Genomic DNA, 16,090 nt, shown 5'->3' on the forward strand with positions numbered 1-16,090 from the left:
GTGGGAGAATTCTGCGCTAAGATGTTAAATGTTGAAATAAAAAACCACCTGTTTAATAAGCAGGTGATTTTTATATTTGAGTGACAGTAACTTTTACTTAGGCTATTTTGCTAAATGTTTTAACAGCCTACTTCTTGTCGCTTTCGGTATGCGCTACGTTTTCGAGCGTTTTTCTTATCGGTGCAAAACTGCGTCTATGCGCGGTTAATACGCCATAAGTTTCGATTGCTTCCATATGGACGCGCGTCGGATAGCCTTTATGCTTGGCAATACCATATTCAGGATATTCAGCATCAAGCGCATACATGGTTTTATCACGGCTTACCTTAGCTAAAATACTAGCAGCCGCAATACTGGTATGACATGCATCGCCTTTTACCCACGCTTGACAGTCAATTACTGACTCTTTTATACCAAGTTTATCAAGGCGTGCATAATCCAAATCTGGACAACGATTGCCATCAATCAACACCTCAAACTGCCTTTCCGCACTGGTATTAAGGTGCTTGGCAACTATTTCTAACAAAACCTCAGTACATAAACGCATACCGAGCATCGTTGCTTGCAAGATATTGATTTGATCGATGACAGCAGCCGGTATATCAGCGACGACGTGCCCTACGGCATATTGCTGAACCAACGGGTAAAGAGTGTCGCGTTTCTTTTCACTCAGCTGCTTAGAATCCGTCAAGATAGATAGCACAGTACCGTTAAGTGGTGCATCCTCAATAAGCCCTGACCAAGTAGCAGGTAATATCGCAGCAGCGACATTAACGCTGCCTAACAGAGGCCCACGCCCTGCTTCATCGACACCAATTTGTATAGGTGCTTGTTCGCTCTCTTCATTTATCGGATATTGCGCCAATAGCTCAACAATATTTAACTGACCTGATAGCTGTATCGGTGCTGTCAGTTGAATATACTGACCGTTAATATCTACTTGCTCAATACAGATGCTAATTGGCGTGAAAGGATTTGCACTGCAAGGTGTGTTACTCATAAAATTGTACTGTCTTATTTAATGAACTACCCGCCGCTTTAGAAGCGGGGGTTTCTTAGGTAACGCCCATACTTAGTACGATGTTTTGTACCAGCGGTTAGACGAATTGACTTAGCTAACTCCCTTGCACCAAGGGTTCTTTGAGGGTTAGACAGCGCAATCCTTCATTGAGGATATTGACACTGGCATTGAGATCACGGTCATTTTCAGACTTGCAACTGGGGCAATTCCAGGACCTATCACTAAGTTTTAACTCGTCTTTACCAAGAACATAACCACAGACTGAGCAGGTCTTTGAAGATGGAAACCATCTATCGACCTTAATGAGCTGTTTGCCATACCAATCTGCTTTATAGTCCAGCATGGTGGTAAAAGTTGACCATGAACTGTCGCTGATTGCTTTAGCGAGTTTATGGTTTTTGAGCATGCCGCTGACGTTCAAGTCCTCAATCACAATAATATCGTGGCTTTTGACAATATTGAAGGACTGTTTGTGTAGAAAGTCTTTACGGCTATTGCTTATTTTTTCATGAATTTTAGCGACTTTACGTTTTTGTTTTCGATAGTTACTGCTTTCAGATAGTTTGCGATTGGCTTTTTTGGCAACCGCACTGCGCTTGGACATGATTTTTTGAGCACGAGCCAACTTATCTTTTAGTTTTGCTAGAAACTTAGGATTAGCAACTTTAGTGCCGTCAGATAAGACGATAAAGTCTGTTAATCCTAAATCAATGCCAATGTTTGATTGAGTTTTTAGGAATGGTGTCGCAATGGTTTCAACCAAAACACTGACATAATACTTGCCTGAAGGCGCTCTTGATTAAGCCATTGATAGACCGATGGATATTGGCTTTAATACGACCGATTTTAGGTAGTTTAATAAACGAGCCATCAATCGCCACTGTGCCTTTTTGGTTGTTGGTGGTGTAACTATCTTTTTTACCTTTATTTTTGAATTTAGGAAAATCCATATCAGGACGTTTGAAGAAAGATTGAAATCCTTGCTGTAGTTGCATTTGCACATTAGCCAATGCCAAACTATCCACTTCACGCAACCACTCAAACTCTTTTTTATATTGAGCTGGGGTGTTTTTTAGGGACTTTTTATGCAGTCTATAATAGTCTTTTTTATCCGCAAGCATTCTATTCCAAATAAAACGAGTGCAGCCAAACGACTTAGCAAAAAACACTTTTTGCACCTCATTGGGGTAAATCCTAATTTTATAGGCTTTATGGATCTGCTTACTCATTATCGGTCTTTCTCGATGATGACTTGCGGTCAATTAAGTATTATATTACTTTAATAACCACTCGCTTTCAAGCTGTCATTGGTATCGTTAGGTCAATGATCACAAAGACGCATTCATCCCGCTCCTTTAGAGGTAGGGGATTTGTTAAAAGCCACCTTAACAGCATTTATTAGGCTCAAGCTTAATTTATAAGTCTTAAATGCGGTTGTTTATAAGCTCATCATACGTGACAGTGCTTAAAATAGCTAAATTAGCCAATAAAAGCTCGATAATTACTGTCTAAAATCATAATACTTATTCATTAACATAGACAAAATTAACTTTCATTTTAACACCTAATTTTGATACCTATTAACCTCAGCATATAGCTCAGACTCGGCAATGATAACGAAGTTTTAACCTCAGTATTCCAGTTAGCAGTCAATTAACTGTGCGACTGCCCTTGTCAACCGGCGCTTTTGTCCGCATAATGAATATCCCTATAAATCAGCTAGACGATATATAACCATGACAACACCAGTTATCCATAATGCAGATATTGACGACGTGAATATTGAAAAATTCATTCCTTTAATCACTCCCGCTGAGCTAAAGTCTGAGCTACCTTTGTCAAATGACGCCTATAACACGGTTCTAAAAGGTCGCAATACCATCCAAGATATCCTCGATGGTAAAGACAAGCGTCTATTTGTGGTTATTGGTCCCTGCTCTATTCACGATATTAAAGCCGCCCACGAATATGCCGATCGCTTAGCCGTATTGGCAAAAGAGATTGAAGACAGCATCTTCGTTGTGATGCGTGTCTATTTTGAAAAGCCGCGTACCACGGTTGGCTGGAAAGGCATGATTAACGACCCTGATATGAACGATAGCTTTGATATCGAAAAAGGTCTGCGTACTGCCCGTAAGCTACTACTTGATTTGAACGAAAAAGGTCTTCCGTGTGCGACTGAAGCGTTAGACCCAAACACACCGCAGTACATGCAGGATTTGATTAGCTGGTCAGCGATTGGTGCTCGTACCACTGAAAGCCAAACGCATCGTGAAATGAGCTCAGGCTTATCATGCCCAGTTGGCTTCAAAAACGGTACAGATGGCGGCATGACGGTTGCTGTTAATGCCATGCAAGCAGTGAAAGAAGGTCATAGCTTCCTTGGCTTATCAGCAGATGGCAAAGTTTCTATCATCAAATCAAAAGGCAATCCTTACGCACACGTGGTACTACGCGGTGGTAACGGTAAGCCAAACTATGATGAAACCGCTGTTGCGCAAGTTGAAAACGAGCTGGCAAAAGGCAAGACCAATAGTAAGATTATGATTGACTCAAGCCATGCCAACTCAGGTAAAGACCCCTATCTGCAACCGATGGTCATCCAAAACGTTGCTGAGCAGATCAAAAACGGTAATAAATCTATCATCGGTCTGATGATTGAGAGCCATCTAAAAGGCGGCAATCAAAAGCTGACGGCTGATTTGAGCCAACTTGAATATGGCAAATCTATCACCGATGGTTGCTTAGATTGGGATAGTACGGTCACTGCCATGCGCAATCTACGTGACATGGTTAAAGACGTATTACCGAATCGTTAATTTTTAATCTTTAATAACGATTGCCCATAAGCAAACGTCATTAAGTTTTTTAAGCATTATTAAGCGTTTCATAAAAAAGCCCGTCCGATAATAATATCGGACGGGCTTTTTCTTATAAAATAATTTAGTTTATGGTTATAGAGTCATTTAACTCACCCTACTCGCTCGCTGACCCTAAAACACTGTTTAAACTTTCAATTACGTGCCTAGAAGTCGCTTGCTTTTGCAGTTCAAGCAACTGCTCATGCGCCATTTGACGACGCGGTTCAGCCAAGGTATTCCAACGTGCCAGCACTTGTAATAAGCGCGATGCTAACACCGGATTGGCGTCATCCAGCTTTTTAATCACAGCGATATAAATATCTAATCCTTCTGCCGTCCATAAGACTGTTGGCTGCGAGGTAAAGGCGCTGATGACTGAGCGCACACGGTTGGGCGTATTCCAATCAAAATCTGCATGCGCAAGTAAGGATTTAATAGTATCAGGTGTGACCGTATCAGCAGACGCTTGCACGCTAAACCATAAATCAATAACCAAATCATTATTTTGGAAGCGTTTATAAAAATCCGCCAGATACTTATCAGCGTTTGCCAGTTGATGATTGACCATCACTTTTAACGCGCCAAAACGTTCTGTCATACAGCTGGCATTATCATACTGCTGCTGCGCCCATTCATCTACACCGGCAACGTTGGCGGTCAATGCCATATCGAGTACCACATTACGTAAAGCACGGGTGCCACGAGCGGCGGCACTGTCTTCATAAGCCTGCATCGGTAGCTGCTTATAAAGCTCAGCCCATTGACCTTTTAGCGCCTCTGCCAGCTGTTGATATAAGCCTTCACGCTGTGCTTTTACCAGCTCTGGATCGTAATCTTTATGAATAGCAGATGCCAACTCTGGTGCTGACGGAATATCAAGCAAACGCGCCGCCAACATCGCATCACTAGCAGCCAATTCCGGCAAGGTCTGCGCCACTGCTTGCAGATATATCTCAGGGCTGCTTTTCGCGCCTTGACCTTGCAGTAAAATGCGATTGACGAGCATTTGCGTCACTTGCCAGCGGTTAAAGCCATTGTTCTCATATTTAAGCAAAAACGCCAAATCTTCATCTTGATAATCATAATTGAGCTGTACTGGGGCGCTAAAATCACGTAGCAAGGACACTACTGGCTCGCTTACTACATTTTCAAAGGTAAAGGTTTGTGTGGCTTGATCGAGCAGCAACATACGCTCAGCGACGATAGCACCAGAATCTTTATCAAATAGTGCGGTCGCTACGGGTATCGGCAATGGTTTTGGTGCATCAAAGCCTGCAACATGACGGGTTTGCTGACTCAAAGTAATAGTCAATGTCTGCGTAGCGCTGTCATAACTTTGGTGACCAGAGACCACTGGCGTACCGGGCTGACGATACCAGTCGATAAAGTCCTCAATCTTGCTATCGGTAATACTAAGCGCCGATAAAAAATCTTCAACCGTGACCGCTTGCCCATCATAACGACGGAAGTACTCATCCGTACCTTTGCGGAAGTTATCAGGCCCTAGCGTATTGGCAATCATACGCACAATTTCAGCACCTTTTTCATAGACAGTGGTGGTATAAAAGTTATTAATCTCAACGAAACTTTCAGGGCGTACAGGGTGCGCTAACGGTCCTGCATCCTCAGCAAACTGATGCGCGCGCAAGGTTGCCACATCATCGATACGCTGGACGGCACTTGATTGCTGATCGGCTGAAAACGATTGATCACGGTAAACGGTAAAGCCTTCTTTTAGACACAGCTGAAACCAATCACGGCAGGTGATGCGATTGCCCGTCCAGTTATGAAAGTATTCATGAGCAATGATAGATTTGACACTAAAGCTGCGCGAATCCGTAGTCGTCTCAGGGCTAGACAGTACACAAGCGGTGTTAAAGATATTTAAACCCTTGTTTTCCATCGCCCCCATATTAAACTGGCTAACCGCAACAATCATATAACGGTCTAAATCGTAAGCGCGACCATAATTGACCTCATCCCATTGCATCGAGTCTTTTAAAGCTTGCATACCGACAGCACATTTATCGATATCTTCAGACTTCGCATAGAGCTCAAGCATTACCTCACGCCCTTCGCTCGTCGTATAGCTATCAGTCAATACATCTAAGTCAGCGATAACGCAAGCAAACAAATAGCTTGGCTTATTGGTCGGGTCTTGCCAAATCGCATAATGACGCTCTGGCGCATCCGACACTTCACCCGCTTCGAGCAAATTACCATTACTCAATAGCGTTGGAAAACGCTTATCGGCTTCTAAGCGTGTGGTAAATATCGCCAGCACATCAGGACGGTCCGGATAAAAGGTAATCTTGCGAAAGCCCTCTGGCTCACACTGGCTGACAAACATGGTATCGTCACCACTGCCGGCGATATATAAGCCTTCAAGCGCCGTATTGGTATGCGGATGGATGCGTACTTGCAGCTGTAATTTGGTGTTTTTTGGCGCATCGGTAATGGTCAATGTGCCCTCAGCTTGCGTATAACGATTGCGAGCAAGCGGCTCATCATTAAGCTTAATAGACATCAGCTCAAGCGCTTCACCATACAGCACCAAATCGCCGTCAGTCTGACGCTGCATCACCAAAGTACTATCTACAATAGCATGATCATCAAATAGCTTAATATCCAAATCAACGGTTTCGACATCAAAACTTGGTGGTCTATAGTCTTTTAAATGAATTTTACTTGGAGCATGTGATGGCACATCTGGCATGTCAGGATTGATAATTTGAGCAGCAGTTTCAGTGGTGGACATGAAAGTTCCTATTATTATTTATGATAAAAAGCTTATAACACTTAGCTACATTGCTCTAAACCACCAAATTTCAAGTGCGAGGATGAATAAAAACCAGCTTAGCATTTATTACTCAGGTAGTAGTCATGGTTAGCATGAACCGCTCGCCTTTTTATTCATTTATTAATCACTATCGCCTTTGTCAATTACAGCAGTTAATCATTGGATAATATTTATTAACATGATGTAATAGGCTGATTTCTAACCTGACTACCAATTAAACGACCAACCTTATGACGACTGATGCTTCAAACCTTACTTTACCATTATTAAGTGCTTATATTGAGGCATTACTACCTTCATTAGCCGCACCGACGCAAAGCCAAGTAACTGAGCAACTAACCTCTGTCGATAATCATCAGGGCGAAATATTGTGGGTCGTACTAGATAAGCAAGAACGCTTAAATCTGCAAGCCCAACTTAGAGATAGCATTGCCATTATAAAAAGCAGCGCGCCTGATAGTCTCTATAAGAACGATGAAAATAATGATGAAATGGCAGCATTGCCTATAGCGACTTTAACCGAGCTTACCCAACAAGCGCGGCCTGAGCGTTATAATTTGGCCTGCTTTTGGCTACCTACCTTATCAGCAGAATTACTACAACAGTATATCCCCCTACTCATGCGCTATCGGGACATCTATGCCGCCCATTTACTTATCGTGCTTGATAAGGCAATAGATTTGCGCGCTTACGGATTGACACCGTTCGATATTTTGAGCGAAACATCTTTAGACAAGGATATCACTCATCAAAAAGACACCTCTTCATTAAAGGTATCGTCGCCCATATCTGCCACACTTTGGCAGTTTAATTTGTACGATTATAAGCAATTGCCAAACTGGCTCAATGCTGACTACTGGGCGAACCCTGAAAACTGGGGCAAGAATCGTTGGTGAAATATCGGATAGGTATATGTAAATTCTCGAATTATTTACAGTAATACTACTTACATAAAGTAACATTTAGTATATGATAGATAGCAATTGCCTAAGTTTTACCAAAAGCAGTTTACAACAACAAATGTCATTAAAATTTTAGGAGCTCATTATGTCAACCAGTTTTTCAAAAATCGCTGCTCTAGCAGTATTATCAAGTGCTGTGGTATTGGCATCAGGTTGTGCCAACAAACGCGCGACTTCAGAAGTTGTCGTGGCCCCACTAGGTATCCCAGGTGGTCAAGCGGGTTATAACGGCGCGGTTATTGTCGGTAACTCAAATGCTGTTATTACTGGTGCTGAGAACCTACAAGCAGTTGTATACTTTGCCTTTGATAGCAGTGAAATCACCTCACAAGCGGCTGGCGTATTAAATCAACATGCTGGTCTATTAAGCTCAAACCCAAACGCTGGTGTTGTTATCGCTGGTCACACTGATGAGCGCGGTAGCCGTGAATATAACATCGCCCTAGGTGAGCGCCGTGCCCAAGCTGCACGTGATTATCTTGCGGCCCAAGGTGTTGCGGTAAATAATATCCGTGTCATCAGCTATGGTGAAGAGCGTCCAGAAGCAGCCGGTACGACTGAAGATGCCTATGCACAAAACCGCCGTGCTGAATTGTCTTACTAATCACTGTTGATAAGACTTTGTTAGCCTAAATTAATGAGTAGCAAAAAGCCCAGCAAATATATTGTTGGGCTTTTTGCATTCTGCTACGCTAAAATGAATGGTTAAAAGTGGTTTATATTCTGACAAACTGTAGACTTTATCTACATAAAAATACGAAGAAACCTATCTCTCAACAGCTTTAAGCTAATAGCCTTTACTATAAACAAATGATGCCAACCTTAAACTTACATAATATCCAATACAGTCAACTTGATTCCACGACGTGGTGCGCGACGGCTCAGGTAACTGCGTCTTGCCCTCTAGAGTCTTTGCACTTATTCAGCAATCCATTATTATTTAACGCAAACCTATTAAACATCAACACTGATAAATTCATTCATATTACTTGGCACTACCATATTTCTAACGTTTCTCTATCAGCGCGCAAAATCGCTTATCAACAGCGTCAGCAGCAACGTGCTGGTGTACGCTTGTTATTACAATCTCTACTTAACAAGCTAGGTATTATTGACAGTTTGGATGACGTAAGCTTCCCCTATCGACTTGTTAACAGCCAATATTACGTATGCTTTAGTCATACTGGGGCGAGTAGTCCAAATACTTCTACTCAGCCGAGTGGAGGAAAACCTTTTAACGGGTTAGATAATAAAGTTGCGGTTGTTATCAGTTGTCATCGACCGGCAGGCATCGACATAGAAACCAATAAAGTTGAGTGGCGGGTGGCAAAGCGCTTTTATCATATTAATGAGATTGCTATCTTGCAAGCTCTAACCATCACTCAGCGTGACACTGTCGCTAAGTTACTATGGCAAATAAAAGAGTGTTTTATTAAAATTTATCAGTATACCCTTGCACAAGGTTTGGGTATGGATTACTCCTATCTCATTACTGGTTTAGTAAACGGCATCGAAGCACAGGCACAGCTATCTTTGTTAGCGTTCAACGATGATCAAACTGGTTACTATCTCATCTTACTATCTGAGCAGCAGACAGTAATTGTTTATTAAAAAGTACTTAATGTAGGCACATAATTCTGACTTTATTTTAGACAAAAAAAACGACCCTTTTCAGGATCGTTTTTTTATTACTACTTTTCTTCTAAAAACAGTATTTAAACTGTGATTAGCTTAGAAGCGGTAAGTTGCACCAACTTTAACAATTGGCATCCACTCTAACCAATCTTTATCTTCTAGCTCTCTTTCTGCTTTAGAAGCAACTTCGCCGGCAGTAGTAGTAAGTTGAGCACCGTTTGAATCTGTGTAATTAACTACACTATCAGGATCTACTGCGTTTACAGTTGCATCAGTTTTACCCATATAGGCTGCACCAATCTCACCAAATAAACCAAAGTTGTTAGTGATGTTAGGACGGAAACCAATCGTAGCATAAGGCGCTAGCTTGTTACGATGTTCCATAGTACCTTGAAGAGTACCTACATCAGTAGAATTATATTGCTGACCATCAATTTTAAAGAAACCACCATCAGCATTTGCAGTTACATCAAGATCGTTATCAGGAACGATGATACCAGCACCCATTGTGAACCAGTTACCTGTAGGACGTAATTGTACGCCTAGGTATGGGTTGCTGAAATCTGCATCAACATCGTAGTTTACATCACCAGCGTCAAAGTCACCGCCAAATAGGTCAGCAACATCGCCACCTGCCCAACCAGCTTGTAGTTCAGTTTTGTCGTTAAGTGCCCAACCGATGTTAGCACCATAACCTAAAGTACCAACTTCAGCGCTGATAGCAGCTGGATGAGTAACGGTTTGGAAGAAAGTTTTAGTACCACCAACAACAGCGCCCGTAGTGTTACGTACAACACCAGCTTCAGCATTATATGCATAAGCAGGCTCAGCTTGATAAGCAACAGCTACTGGCTCAGCTTCGTATACAACTGCTTCATTACCGTCAACAACGATAACTGGCTCAGCTGCTAATGCAGCACTTGATGCTAAAACAGCAGCAGAGATTGCCGTTAATTTAATAAGTTTCATAGAATACTCTCCTAAAGTGTGAAATAACTCGCCCGTAAAAAAATGATAATTTAGCTTTTTTTAAACAACCATTTTGTTGAGCAGATTAAAACAATTTTGGCTTGAAAAGTCACCCCCATGGATGCGCTTTTTATTTGCCGTTATGTAAAGATTGCATAGATATTGTAATAATTGCTACACCAATCCGCAAAACTTCGCTTTCCTGTTACACAATACTCTCAAAGCAACTGAATAGCACAAACACGAATATTGAATCGCTTAACGCTCATGTAAAGGTATTACAAAACATGTCAGTATAATGACCTATGTCACACTTTAACTCAATTACAGTTATAGAGTTTATTACTACAGTTTGTTGTGGTTTGTGAGTTAACGTATCTAACATTACCTAATGCCTGATAATTTAGAAGCCAGATAACTTAAAAAACCAGATGATTTAGAAAGCTGTTAGTTAATACTTAGTATGAATCGCAGTATGGTAGATAAATGTGTTTATATTTAATGAGATATAAGCTTGTCTAAGCGCGATAATATGCTAAATTAGTCTTAGTCATAAAGTTGCTTTTAGACTTTGAATTTACTGGTATTTAACTGACTGATTACAGCGTCTTTTGTTTTCTGCTTTATTTTTATCATTCTTATTGAGCCATCTATATGCCTAAAGTATCGTCGATTACCCGTGTGTTAGAGATTATCGAAGCCGTATCTTACGCTTCAAAGCCCCTCTCGCCACTTGAGCTATCGCAAGAGCTTGATATCCCAAAACCGACCATTCATCGATTGATTCAAAATTTGGTCGATGAAGGGTTTGTTACGGTTGATATTGGTGGCGGTATTATTCCTGGCAAGCGGGTACGTAATTTGAGCGTCGAGCTTTGGCAACAGCGTCAGTTCTTTAATGAGCGCCAAATAATTTTGCACAAATTGGTTGATGAGATTAAAGAGACTTGTGGTATTGCCATTCCTTATCAGATGGGCATGATGTATACCAATCGTGCTAACACCTCGTTACCGTTACAGATTTATCTCCCTGTAGGCGCAAAATCACCGATGTGGTGTACGGCCACGGGCAAGCTTTATTTAAGCCAGTTATCGGCGACCAGCCGCGCTAAAATACTGCAAGGGCTTCCGCTAGATAAATTTACCAAAAATACGATTACGGATATTGATGCGTTAAATGCCGAGCTTGATCGTATTGCGGAGACGGGCATTGGTATCGACAATGAAGAGTTTATCTCAGAGATGGTAGCGGTATCGGTGCCTGTGTTGGATAAAAAGTCACGCTATTTGGCCTCTTTATATATTCACGCCCCGACCATCCGTGTGTCATTAGATGAGCTACTGGAGCATGTGCCGCGCTTGCAAACAGCTGCGCAGGATATTCAAGCTTTGGTGTATGAGCTGCAAAACTAGAGCTTCTATCATTAAGAAAAAATATGATCGAACACAAAAAGGTCTGCGCTATAAAACCAGCGCAGACCTTTTTATGCTTTGTTAATAAAGTGATTATAAATATATAGTAAAAGAAACACAAATCCGCTACATTATATAATATGGCATACTCAAAAGACTACCGACAACTGATACTCAATAAGCTTGAAGAAGGCTATAGCATTCGACAACTTGCAGAGGAGTATCAAATTAGCACCAACACCATTCAGCGTTGGAAAATATTTCCTGAGCGTAAAAGACGTCAATTTACCCCGACAAAGATAGACGATGATTTACTGAGAGCTGATGTAGACGCTTATCCTGATGATTATCAGCACGAACGGGCTCGGCGTTTTAACTGCACTCAAAGAGCGATAGGCATTGCTTTAAAACGAATCGGTATCACTCAAAAAAAAGAGCTTAACTCATCCAAAAGCGGATGATGAAAAACGTCTAATATTCCTTGAAAAGTTAGCGCAATTTAAGTTTGATGATAAGCCTATTATTTATCTTGATGAAAGTGGTTTTAAATCTCATGAGAACCGACCTTACGGTTACTCTGATAGAGGTAAAAAATGCTTTGGTCAATACAACTGGCAGCTTAAAAACCAAACCAATGCTATAGGTGCTATTTACAATAACCAGCTGTTCGCTGTTGGACTCTATGATCGCAGTGTCAATAGTGATGTATTCCATAGTTGGGTTGAACAACTGCTGCTACCAAGCCTACCGAAAGACAGCGTAATCATTATGGATAATGCAACCTTTCATAAGCGGAAAGACACGACTGAACTTATAGAAAGTGCAAATCACACTATTTTATGGTTGCCGCCTTACAGTCCTGATTTGAATCCTATCGAGCAGATGTGGGCTTGGGTCAAACAAAAACGTAAAGAGTGGCGGCTAGAGTGTGTTGACACTTTGTTCTTTTATTTCTTATGGCTTTGTAGCGATTTATAATTTCTTTGACTATAGTGAGTGAAAAGTAATATCGACACATCACGCACTGCTGATATCAATTTTTCTTGCTTGCTGTGCCTGCGCAGACAGAGGCTACAAAAAATTGATATCAGCAATACCGTAGCGTTTTTAGGATATTTTGACTATAGAAACACACTCTATGCAAAACTGATTAAGGATTTTAAGCGTTTCGTGCTTTAAGACAACACCGAACTATCATGACGCGCCATAATGCTAGAAAAATCCTTCTCGCCGTTTTCTACCGTATGTGCTTCATAAAGCTCCGTCGCTTTGGCACCCATAGGCGTTTCAACATCCGTGTCCTTAGCCGTTTGCATCGCAAGGTTAAGATCTTTTTGCATCAGCTTACTCATAAAGCCGCCTTTATAACCATTGCTAGAAGGTACATTTTCCATCACTTGTGGATAAGGATTATAGACCTCTAACGTCCAATTACGACCTGAGCTTTGTAGCATAATATCTGATAGCACTTTAGGGTCGAGGCCGTTTTTAACCCCTAAATTAATCGCCTCTGCCGTTCCCGCCATTAGAATGCCTAACAGCATGTTGTTGCAGATTTTCGCAACTTGTCCAGCACCGTGCTCGCCAGCATGAAATATATTTTTGCCCATGACGGCTAGTATCGGCTCAGCTTTGGCGAACGCATCGTCGCTACCACCGACGATGAAGGTTAAACTACCAGCGATGGCGCCGCCTGTACCGCCGGAGACTGGCGCATCTAAGAAGTCTATGCCAAGCTTACTTGCTGCCTCTGCTACCAATCTTGCATCAGCTGCAGCGATGGTACTGCTATCAATGACCAATGTGCCTTTGGGTAATTCTGCTAGTAAGCCATCAGCGCCATCAGCGCCATCATCTCCTAGATAGACAGAATGGACGTGCTTGCCTGCAGGCAACATGCTAATGACGACTTGCGCATTGCTTGCAGCATCTTTAGGACTATCAGCCACACTGGCACCTGCTTGTTGCAAGCGCGCGGTCGCCTCCGCAGATAAATCATAAACCGATAGCGTATAACCTGCCTTTAACAAGTTTTCTGCCATCGGTGCGCCCATATTGCCAAGCCCAATAAAGGCTATATTTGGCTTGGCAGTATTGTTTGACTCTTTATTGCTTAAACCTGAATCCTTTGTACCCATCTCATCGCTCCTTGATGATTGCTTATGCAGACAGTGCTACACATAGTTTTACGTTTTTTAATTTATACCTGATTCTTATAATGAGCCGATAAGCTCTTAGCGTACAAGCTGGCTGCCTAAAGCGTCTTCACCCAACCAATCGCCTAAAGGATGCTCACCTTTAGCATAAGGATTCACAAAGTGCTGATGTATATACGCCTGCCCTTCGCTACTGAGACAGTCTGCCAGTGAACGTGACCATTGTGGGTTGCGATCTTTGTCAATCAGTAGCGCACGTACGCCTTCTTTAAAGTCAGGATTGGCGGCACAATGCACAGCTACGTTGGTCTCTAAATATAGGACTTGCTCTAGCGACAAATCAGTCACTTTATGATAAAGCGCATAGGTCAAAGCAGCGGTAACTGGGCAGCCATGTCGATACGTATCTACTGCGCGCTGCGTCCAGCTGTCTGCTGCAAAGTCTGTATCTAGCTTTGCAAGCGCTTCGTCACTTTGTAGAAGTGCATCAATATCTCCCAGTCCGCCGCTGTTCATCAACTGCTGTATAGGTTTCCAATATGTCGCAAGCTTACTTGCAGGCAATTCTGCTACTGGTTGCGCTGCTAGTGCACGGCTAACAATACTGTAGGCACTATCGTTGTGACATTTATCGGTACTACCTGCTGCCACTTGCCAATTACTCTGTTTTAAACCTTGTATGACGGCATCATATTCACTACTGGCAACGGCATACTCTGCAAGATTGGCTAATAGCGCATCATTGCCATTACACATCGCACCCGTCAGCCCTAAGAACAAACCTGTTTTAGCTGGCATGCGCTGTAAGAACCAACTGCCAGAAGCATCTGGGAACAGTCCAATAGTCACTTCTGGCATAGCAAAGCGGGTGCGCTCAGTGACCAAACGATGACTACAACCTGCCATCAGACCCATGCCGCCACCCATGATAATGCCATCGCCCCAGAGGATTAATGGCTTTGGATAAAAATGCATCTGCCGATAAAGACGATACTCATGACCAAAAAACTCTGTCGCATAAGGGTTCGGTAGCGGCGCACTGGTAGACATACTGTCATACAGCTTACGGATATCACCGCCGGCACAAAACGCCTTTTCTCCTGCGCCTTTTAATACCAATGCCACTATCTGATCGTCATTTTGCCACTGCTCTAGCTGCTGGGCTAATAACTGACACATCTCGACACTGAGCGCATTGAGAGATTTGGGCGTATTTAACGTCATTATCCCAATCAGATGGCCACACTCTGTCGGTTCAGTATTGAACAATACCGGCGCTGCTTGTGTGATGTTTTCTACAGAATTTTGATTATTAGTATCGTCCGTCGCCGTCGTCGCTGCTGTCATAAAAGTAACCTAAAAATTAAAAGGAAAAATATTAGCGCTAAGTCTGATTCAATTTGGTCTATTTATTTTGGCTTATTTATTTTGCCAAGTGGGTTTGCGCTTTTCTAAGAATGCTTGCACACCTTCACGCTGGTCTTTGGTGTCGAACAACTTAACAAAAGCTTCGCGCTCATGGATAAGGTTCTGTGCAGGCGGGGTGTTTCTTGCGGCTTGGATAAGCTGTTTAGAGTAACTGACGGCAACAGGAGATTGCTTAGCGACTTTTTGCGCTAAGACTTGCGCCGCTAATAAGCCGCCACCTTTTGCCGTGACTTCTTCGACTAAGCCAATGCGTAATGCTGTCTCGGCATCGACGCGCTCACCGCACAATATCATACGTTTCGCCCAGCCCTCACCAACCAGTAAAGGCAGATTCTGCGTACCGCCTGCGCATGGCAATAAGCCCACGCCAGTCTCTGGTAAGGCCATCTGTGCATGCGCTTCTGCGATACGGATATCACAGGCCAGCGCGCACTCAAGTCCACCACCCATCGCATAACCATTGATAACCGCGATACTGACACCGCGATATGCTGATAGCGCTTCAAACGCTTCACCAAAAGCAATGGCCATGCTGATTGCTTGGCCTTTATCACCGTCTGAAAAATTATTTAAATCCGCACCTGCTGAAAAGAATTTCTCGCCATCGCCATGAATAATTAAGGCATAAACATCATCATTGGCATTGAGGTCAGTGACCAGCTGTTTGAGCGCTGGCAGACTGTCCATCGTCCACGTATGGGCTGGCGGGTTATTCAGTGTTACGGTAGCAATGTGACCGTCGATTGATAACTTGAGATTGGTATAATCCGTCATAAATAATCCTTTATTTTATCTGAATTTGGTACGATTTATTGGTGAGACGCTAGGTAAAAGAGCCCTAGAAA

15 protein-coding genes are annotated in these 16,090 nt (G+C 42.5%); 7 read left to right on the forward strand and 8 right to left on the reverse strand.

The genetic code is table 11. The features are described 5' to 3' along the window. Nucleotides 1–127: 127 nt before the first annotated feature. From QJS82_RS06290 to QJS82_RS06300, 3 genes are all read right to left on the reverse strand, one after another. Nucleotides 128–1,000: a ribonuclease HII gene (locus QJS82_RS06290; RefSeq protein WP_281491607.1), complete on the reverse strand. Its 873-nt coding sequence runs from the start codon at nucleotides 998–1,000 to the stop codon at nucleotides 128–130. 115 nt (nucleotides 1,001–1,115) lie between these two features. Then, nucleotides 1,116–1,784, reverse strand: coding sequence for an RNA-guided endonuclease TnpB family protein (locus QJS82_RS06295; RefSeq protein WP_281491608.1), 669 nt, complete (start codon nucleotides 1,782–1,784; stop codon nucleotides 1,116–1,118). Then, nucleotides 1,777–2,250 carry a helix-turn-helix domain-containing protein gene (locus QJS82_RS06300; RefSeq protein ID WP_281491609.1) on the reverse strand — a complete coding sequence of 158 codons (474 nt, stop codon included), beginning with the start codon at nucleotides 2,248–2,250 and terminating at the stop codon, nucleotides 1,777–1,779. The genes QJS82_RS06295 and QJS82_RS06300 overlap by 8 nt, the downstream gene beginning before the upstream one ends. 507 nt (nucleotides 2,251–2,757) lie before the next feature. On the opposite strand from QJS82_RS06300, the gene QJS82_RS06305 reads away from it, so the two are divergent. Next, the gene (locus QJS82_RS06305; RefSeq protein ID WP_201619352.1) at nucleotides 2,758–3,840 is read left to right on the forward strand and encodes a 3-deoxy-7-phosphoheptulonate synthase; all 1,083 of its coding nucleotides are present in this window, start codon (nucleotides 2,758–2,760) and stop codon (nucleotides 3,838–3,840) included. 157 nt (nucleotides 3,841–3,997) lie between these two features. Here QJS82_RS06305 and pepN read toward each other — a convergent pair whose 3' ends face one another. After that, entirely contained in the window at nucleotides 3,998–6,640 is a 2,643-nt protein-coding gene (gene pepN, locus QJS82_RS06310; protein WP_281491610.1) for an aminopeptidase N, read from the reverse strand. A 272-nt stretch (nucleotides 6,641–6,912) separates the two neighbouring features. Here pepN and QJS82_RS06315 point away from each other — a divergent pair, with 272 nt between their 5' ends. From QJS82_RS06315 to QJS82_RS06325, 3 genes are all read left to right on the forward strand, one after another. Continuing rightward, nucleotides 6,913–7,578, forward strand: a complete 666-nt coding sequence (locus QJS82_RS06315; protein WP_281491611.1) for a DUF6231 family protein — start codon at nucleotides 6,913–6,915, stop codon at nucleotides 7,576–7,578. Between the two features lie 151 nt (nucleotides 7,579–7,729). After that, entirely contained in the window at nucleotides 7,730–8,248 is a 519-nt protein-coding gene (gene pal, locus QJS82_RS06320) for a peptidoglycan-associated lipoprotein Pal (RefSeq protein ID WP_281491612.1), read from the forward strand. A gap of 206 nt (nucleotides 8,249–8,454) precedes the next feature. Then, the gene (locus QJS82_RS06325; protein ID WP_281491613.1) at nucleotides 8,455–9,255 is read left to right on the forward strand and encodes a 4'-phosphopantetheinyl transferase family protein; all 801 of its coding nucleotides are present in this window, start codon (nucleotides 8,455–8,457) and stop codon (nucleotides 9,253–9,255) included. A gap of 120 nt (nucleotides 9,256–9,375) precedes the next feature. On the opposite strand, the gene QJS82_RS06330 is transcribed toward QJS82_RS06325, so the two are convergent. Further along, nucleotides 9,376–10,248 carry a hypothetical protein gene (locus QJS82_RS06330; protein WP_281491614.1) on the reverse strand — a complete coding sequence of 291 codons (873 nt, stop codon included), beginning with the start codon at nucleotides 10,246–10,248 and terminating at the stop codon, nucleotides 9,376–9,378. A 654-nt stretch (nucleotides 10,249–10,902) separates the two neighbouring features. Between QJS82_RS06330 and QJS82_RS06335 the strand changes: the two genes are divergently transcribed. The 3 genes from QJS82_RS06335 (at nucleotide 10,903) to QJS82_RS06345 (ending at nucleotide 12,639) form a co-directional block, all read left to right on the forward strand. Further along, complete coding sequence (locus QJS82_RS06335) at nucleotides 10,903–11,661, forward strand: IclR family transcriptional regulator (protein WP_281491615.1); 759 nt, start codon at nucleotides 10,903–10,905, stop codon at nucleotides 11,659–11,661. A gap of 140 nt (nucleotides 11,662–11,801) precedes the next feature. Then, nucleotides 11,802–12,122 (forward strand): IS630 transposase-related protein, encoded by a 321-nt coding sequence (locus QJS82_RS06340; protein ID WP_281491616.1) that lies wholly within the window; start codon nucleotides 11,802–11,804, stop codon nucleotides 12,120–12,122. A gap of 13 nt (nucleotides 12,123–12,135) precedes the next feature. Continuing rightward, on the forward strand, nucleotides 12,136–12,639 hold the full coding sequence (locus tag QJS82_RS06345; RefSeq protein WP_281491685.1) for an IS630 family transposase: 504 nt from the start codon (nucleotides 12,136–12,138) through the stop codon (nucleotides 12,637–12,639). Nucleotides 12,640–12,836: 197 nt separating this feature from the next. Here QJS82_RS06345 and mmsB read toward each other — a convergent pair whose 3' ends face one another. The 3 genes from mmsB to QJS82_RS06360 form a co-directional block, all read right to left on the reverse strand. Further along, nucleotides 12,837–13,799 (reverse strand): 3-hydroxyisobutyrate dehydrogenase, encoded by a 963-nt coding sequence (gene mmsB / locus QJS82_RS06350; RefSeq protein WP_281491617.1) that lies wholly within the window; start codon nucleotides 13,797–13,799, stop codon nucleotides 12,837–12,839. Nucleotides 13,800–13,895: 96 nt separating this feature from the next. Next, complete coding sequence (locus QJS82_RS06355; RefSeq protein WP_281491618.1) at nucleotides 13,896–15,164, reverse strand: enoyl-CoA hydratase/isomerase family protein; 1,269 nt, start codon at nucleotides 15,162–15,164, stop codon at nucleotides 13,896–13,898. A gap of 72 nt (nucleotides 15,165–15,236) precedes the next feature. Continuing rightward, nucleotides 15,237–16,019, reverse strand: a complete 783-nt coding sequence (locus QJS82_RS06360; protein ID WP_281491619.1) for an enoyl-CoA hydratase — start codon at nucleotides 16,017–16,019, stop codon at nucleotides 15,237–15,239. Between the last annotated feature and the right edge of the window lie 71 nt (nucleotides 16,020–16,090).

The sequence above is a fragment of the Psychrobacter maritimus genome, from assembly GCF_029953575.1.
Taxonomy (GTDB): Bacteria; Pseudomonadota; Gammaproteobacteria; order Pseudomonadales; family Moraxellaceae; genus Psychrobacter; species Psychrobacter maritimus.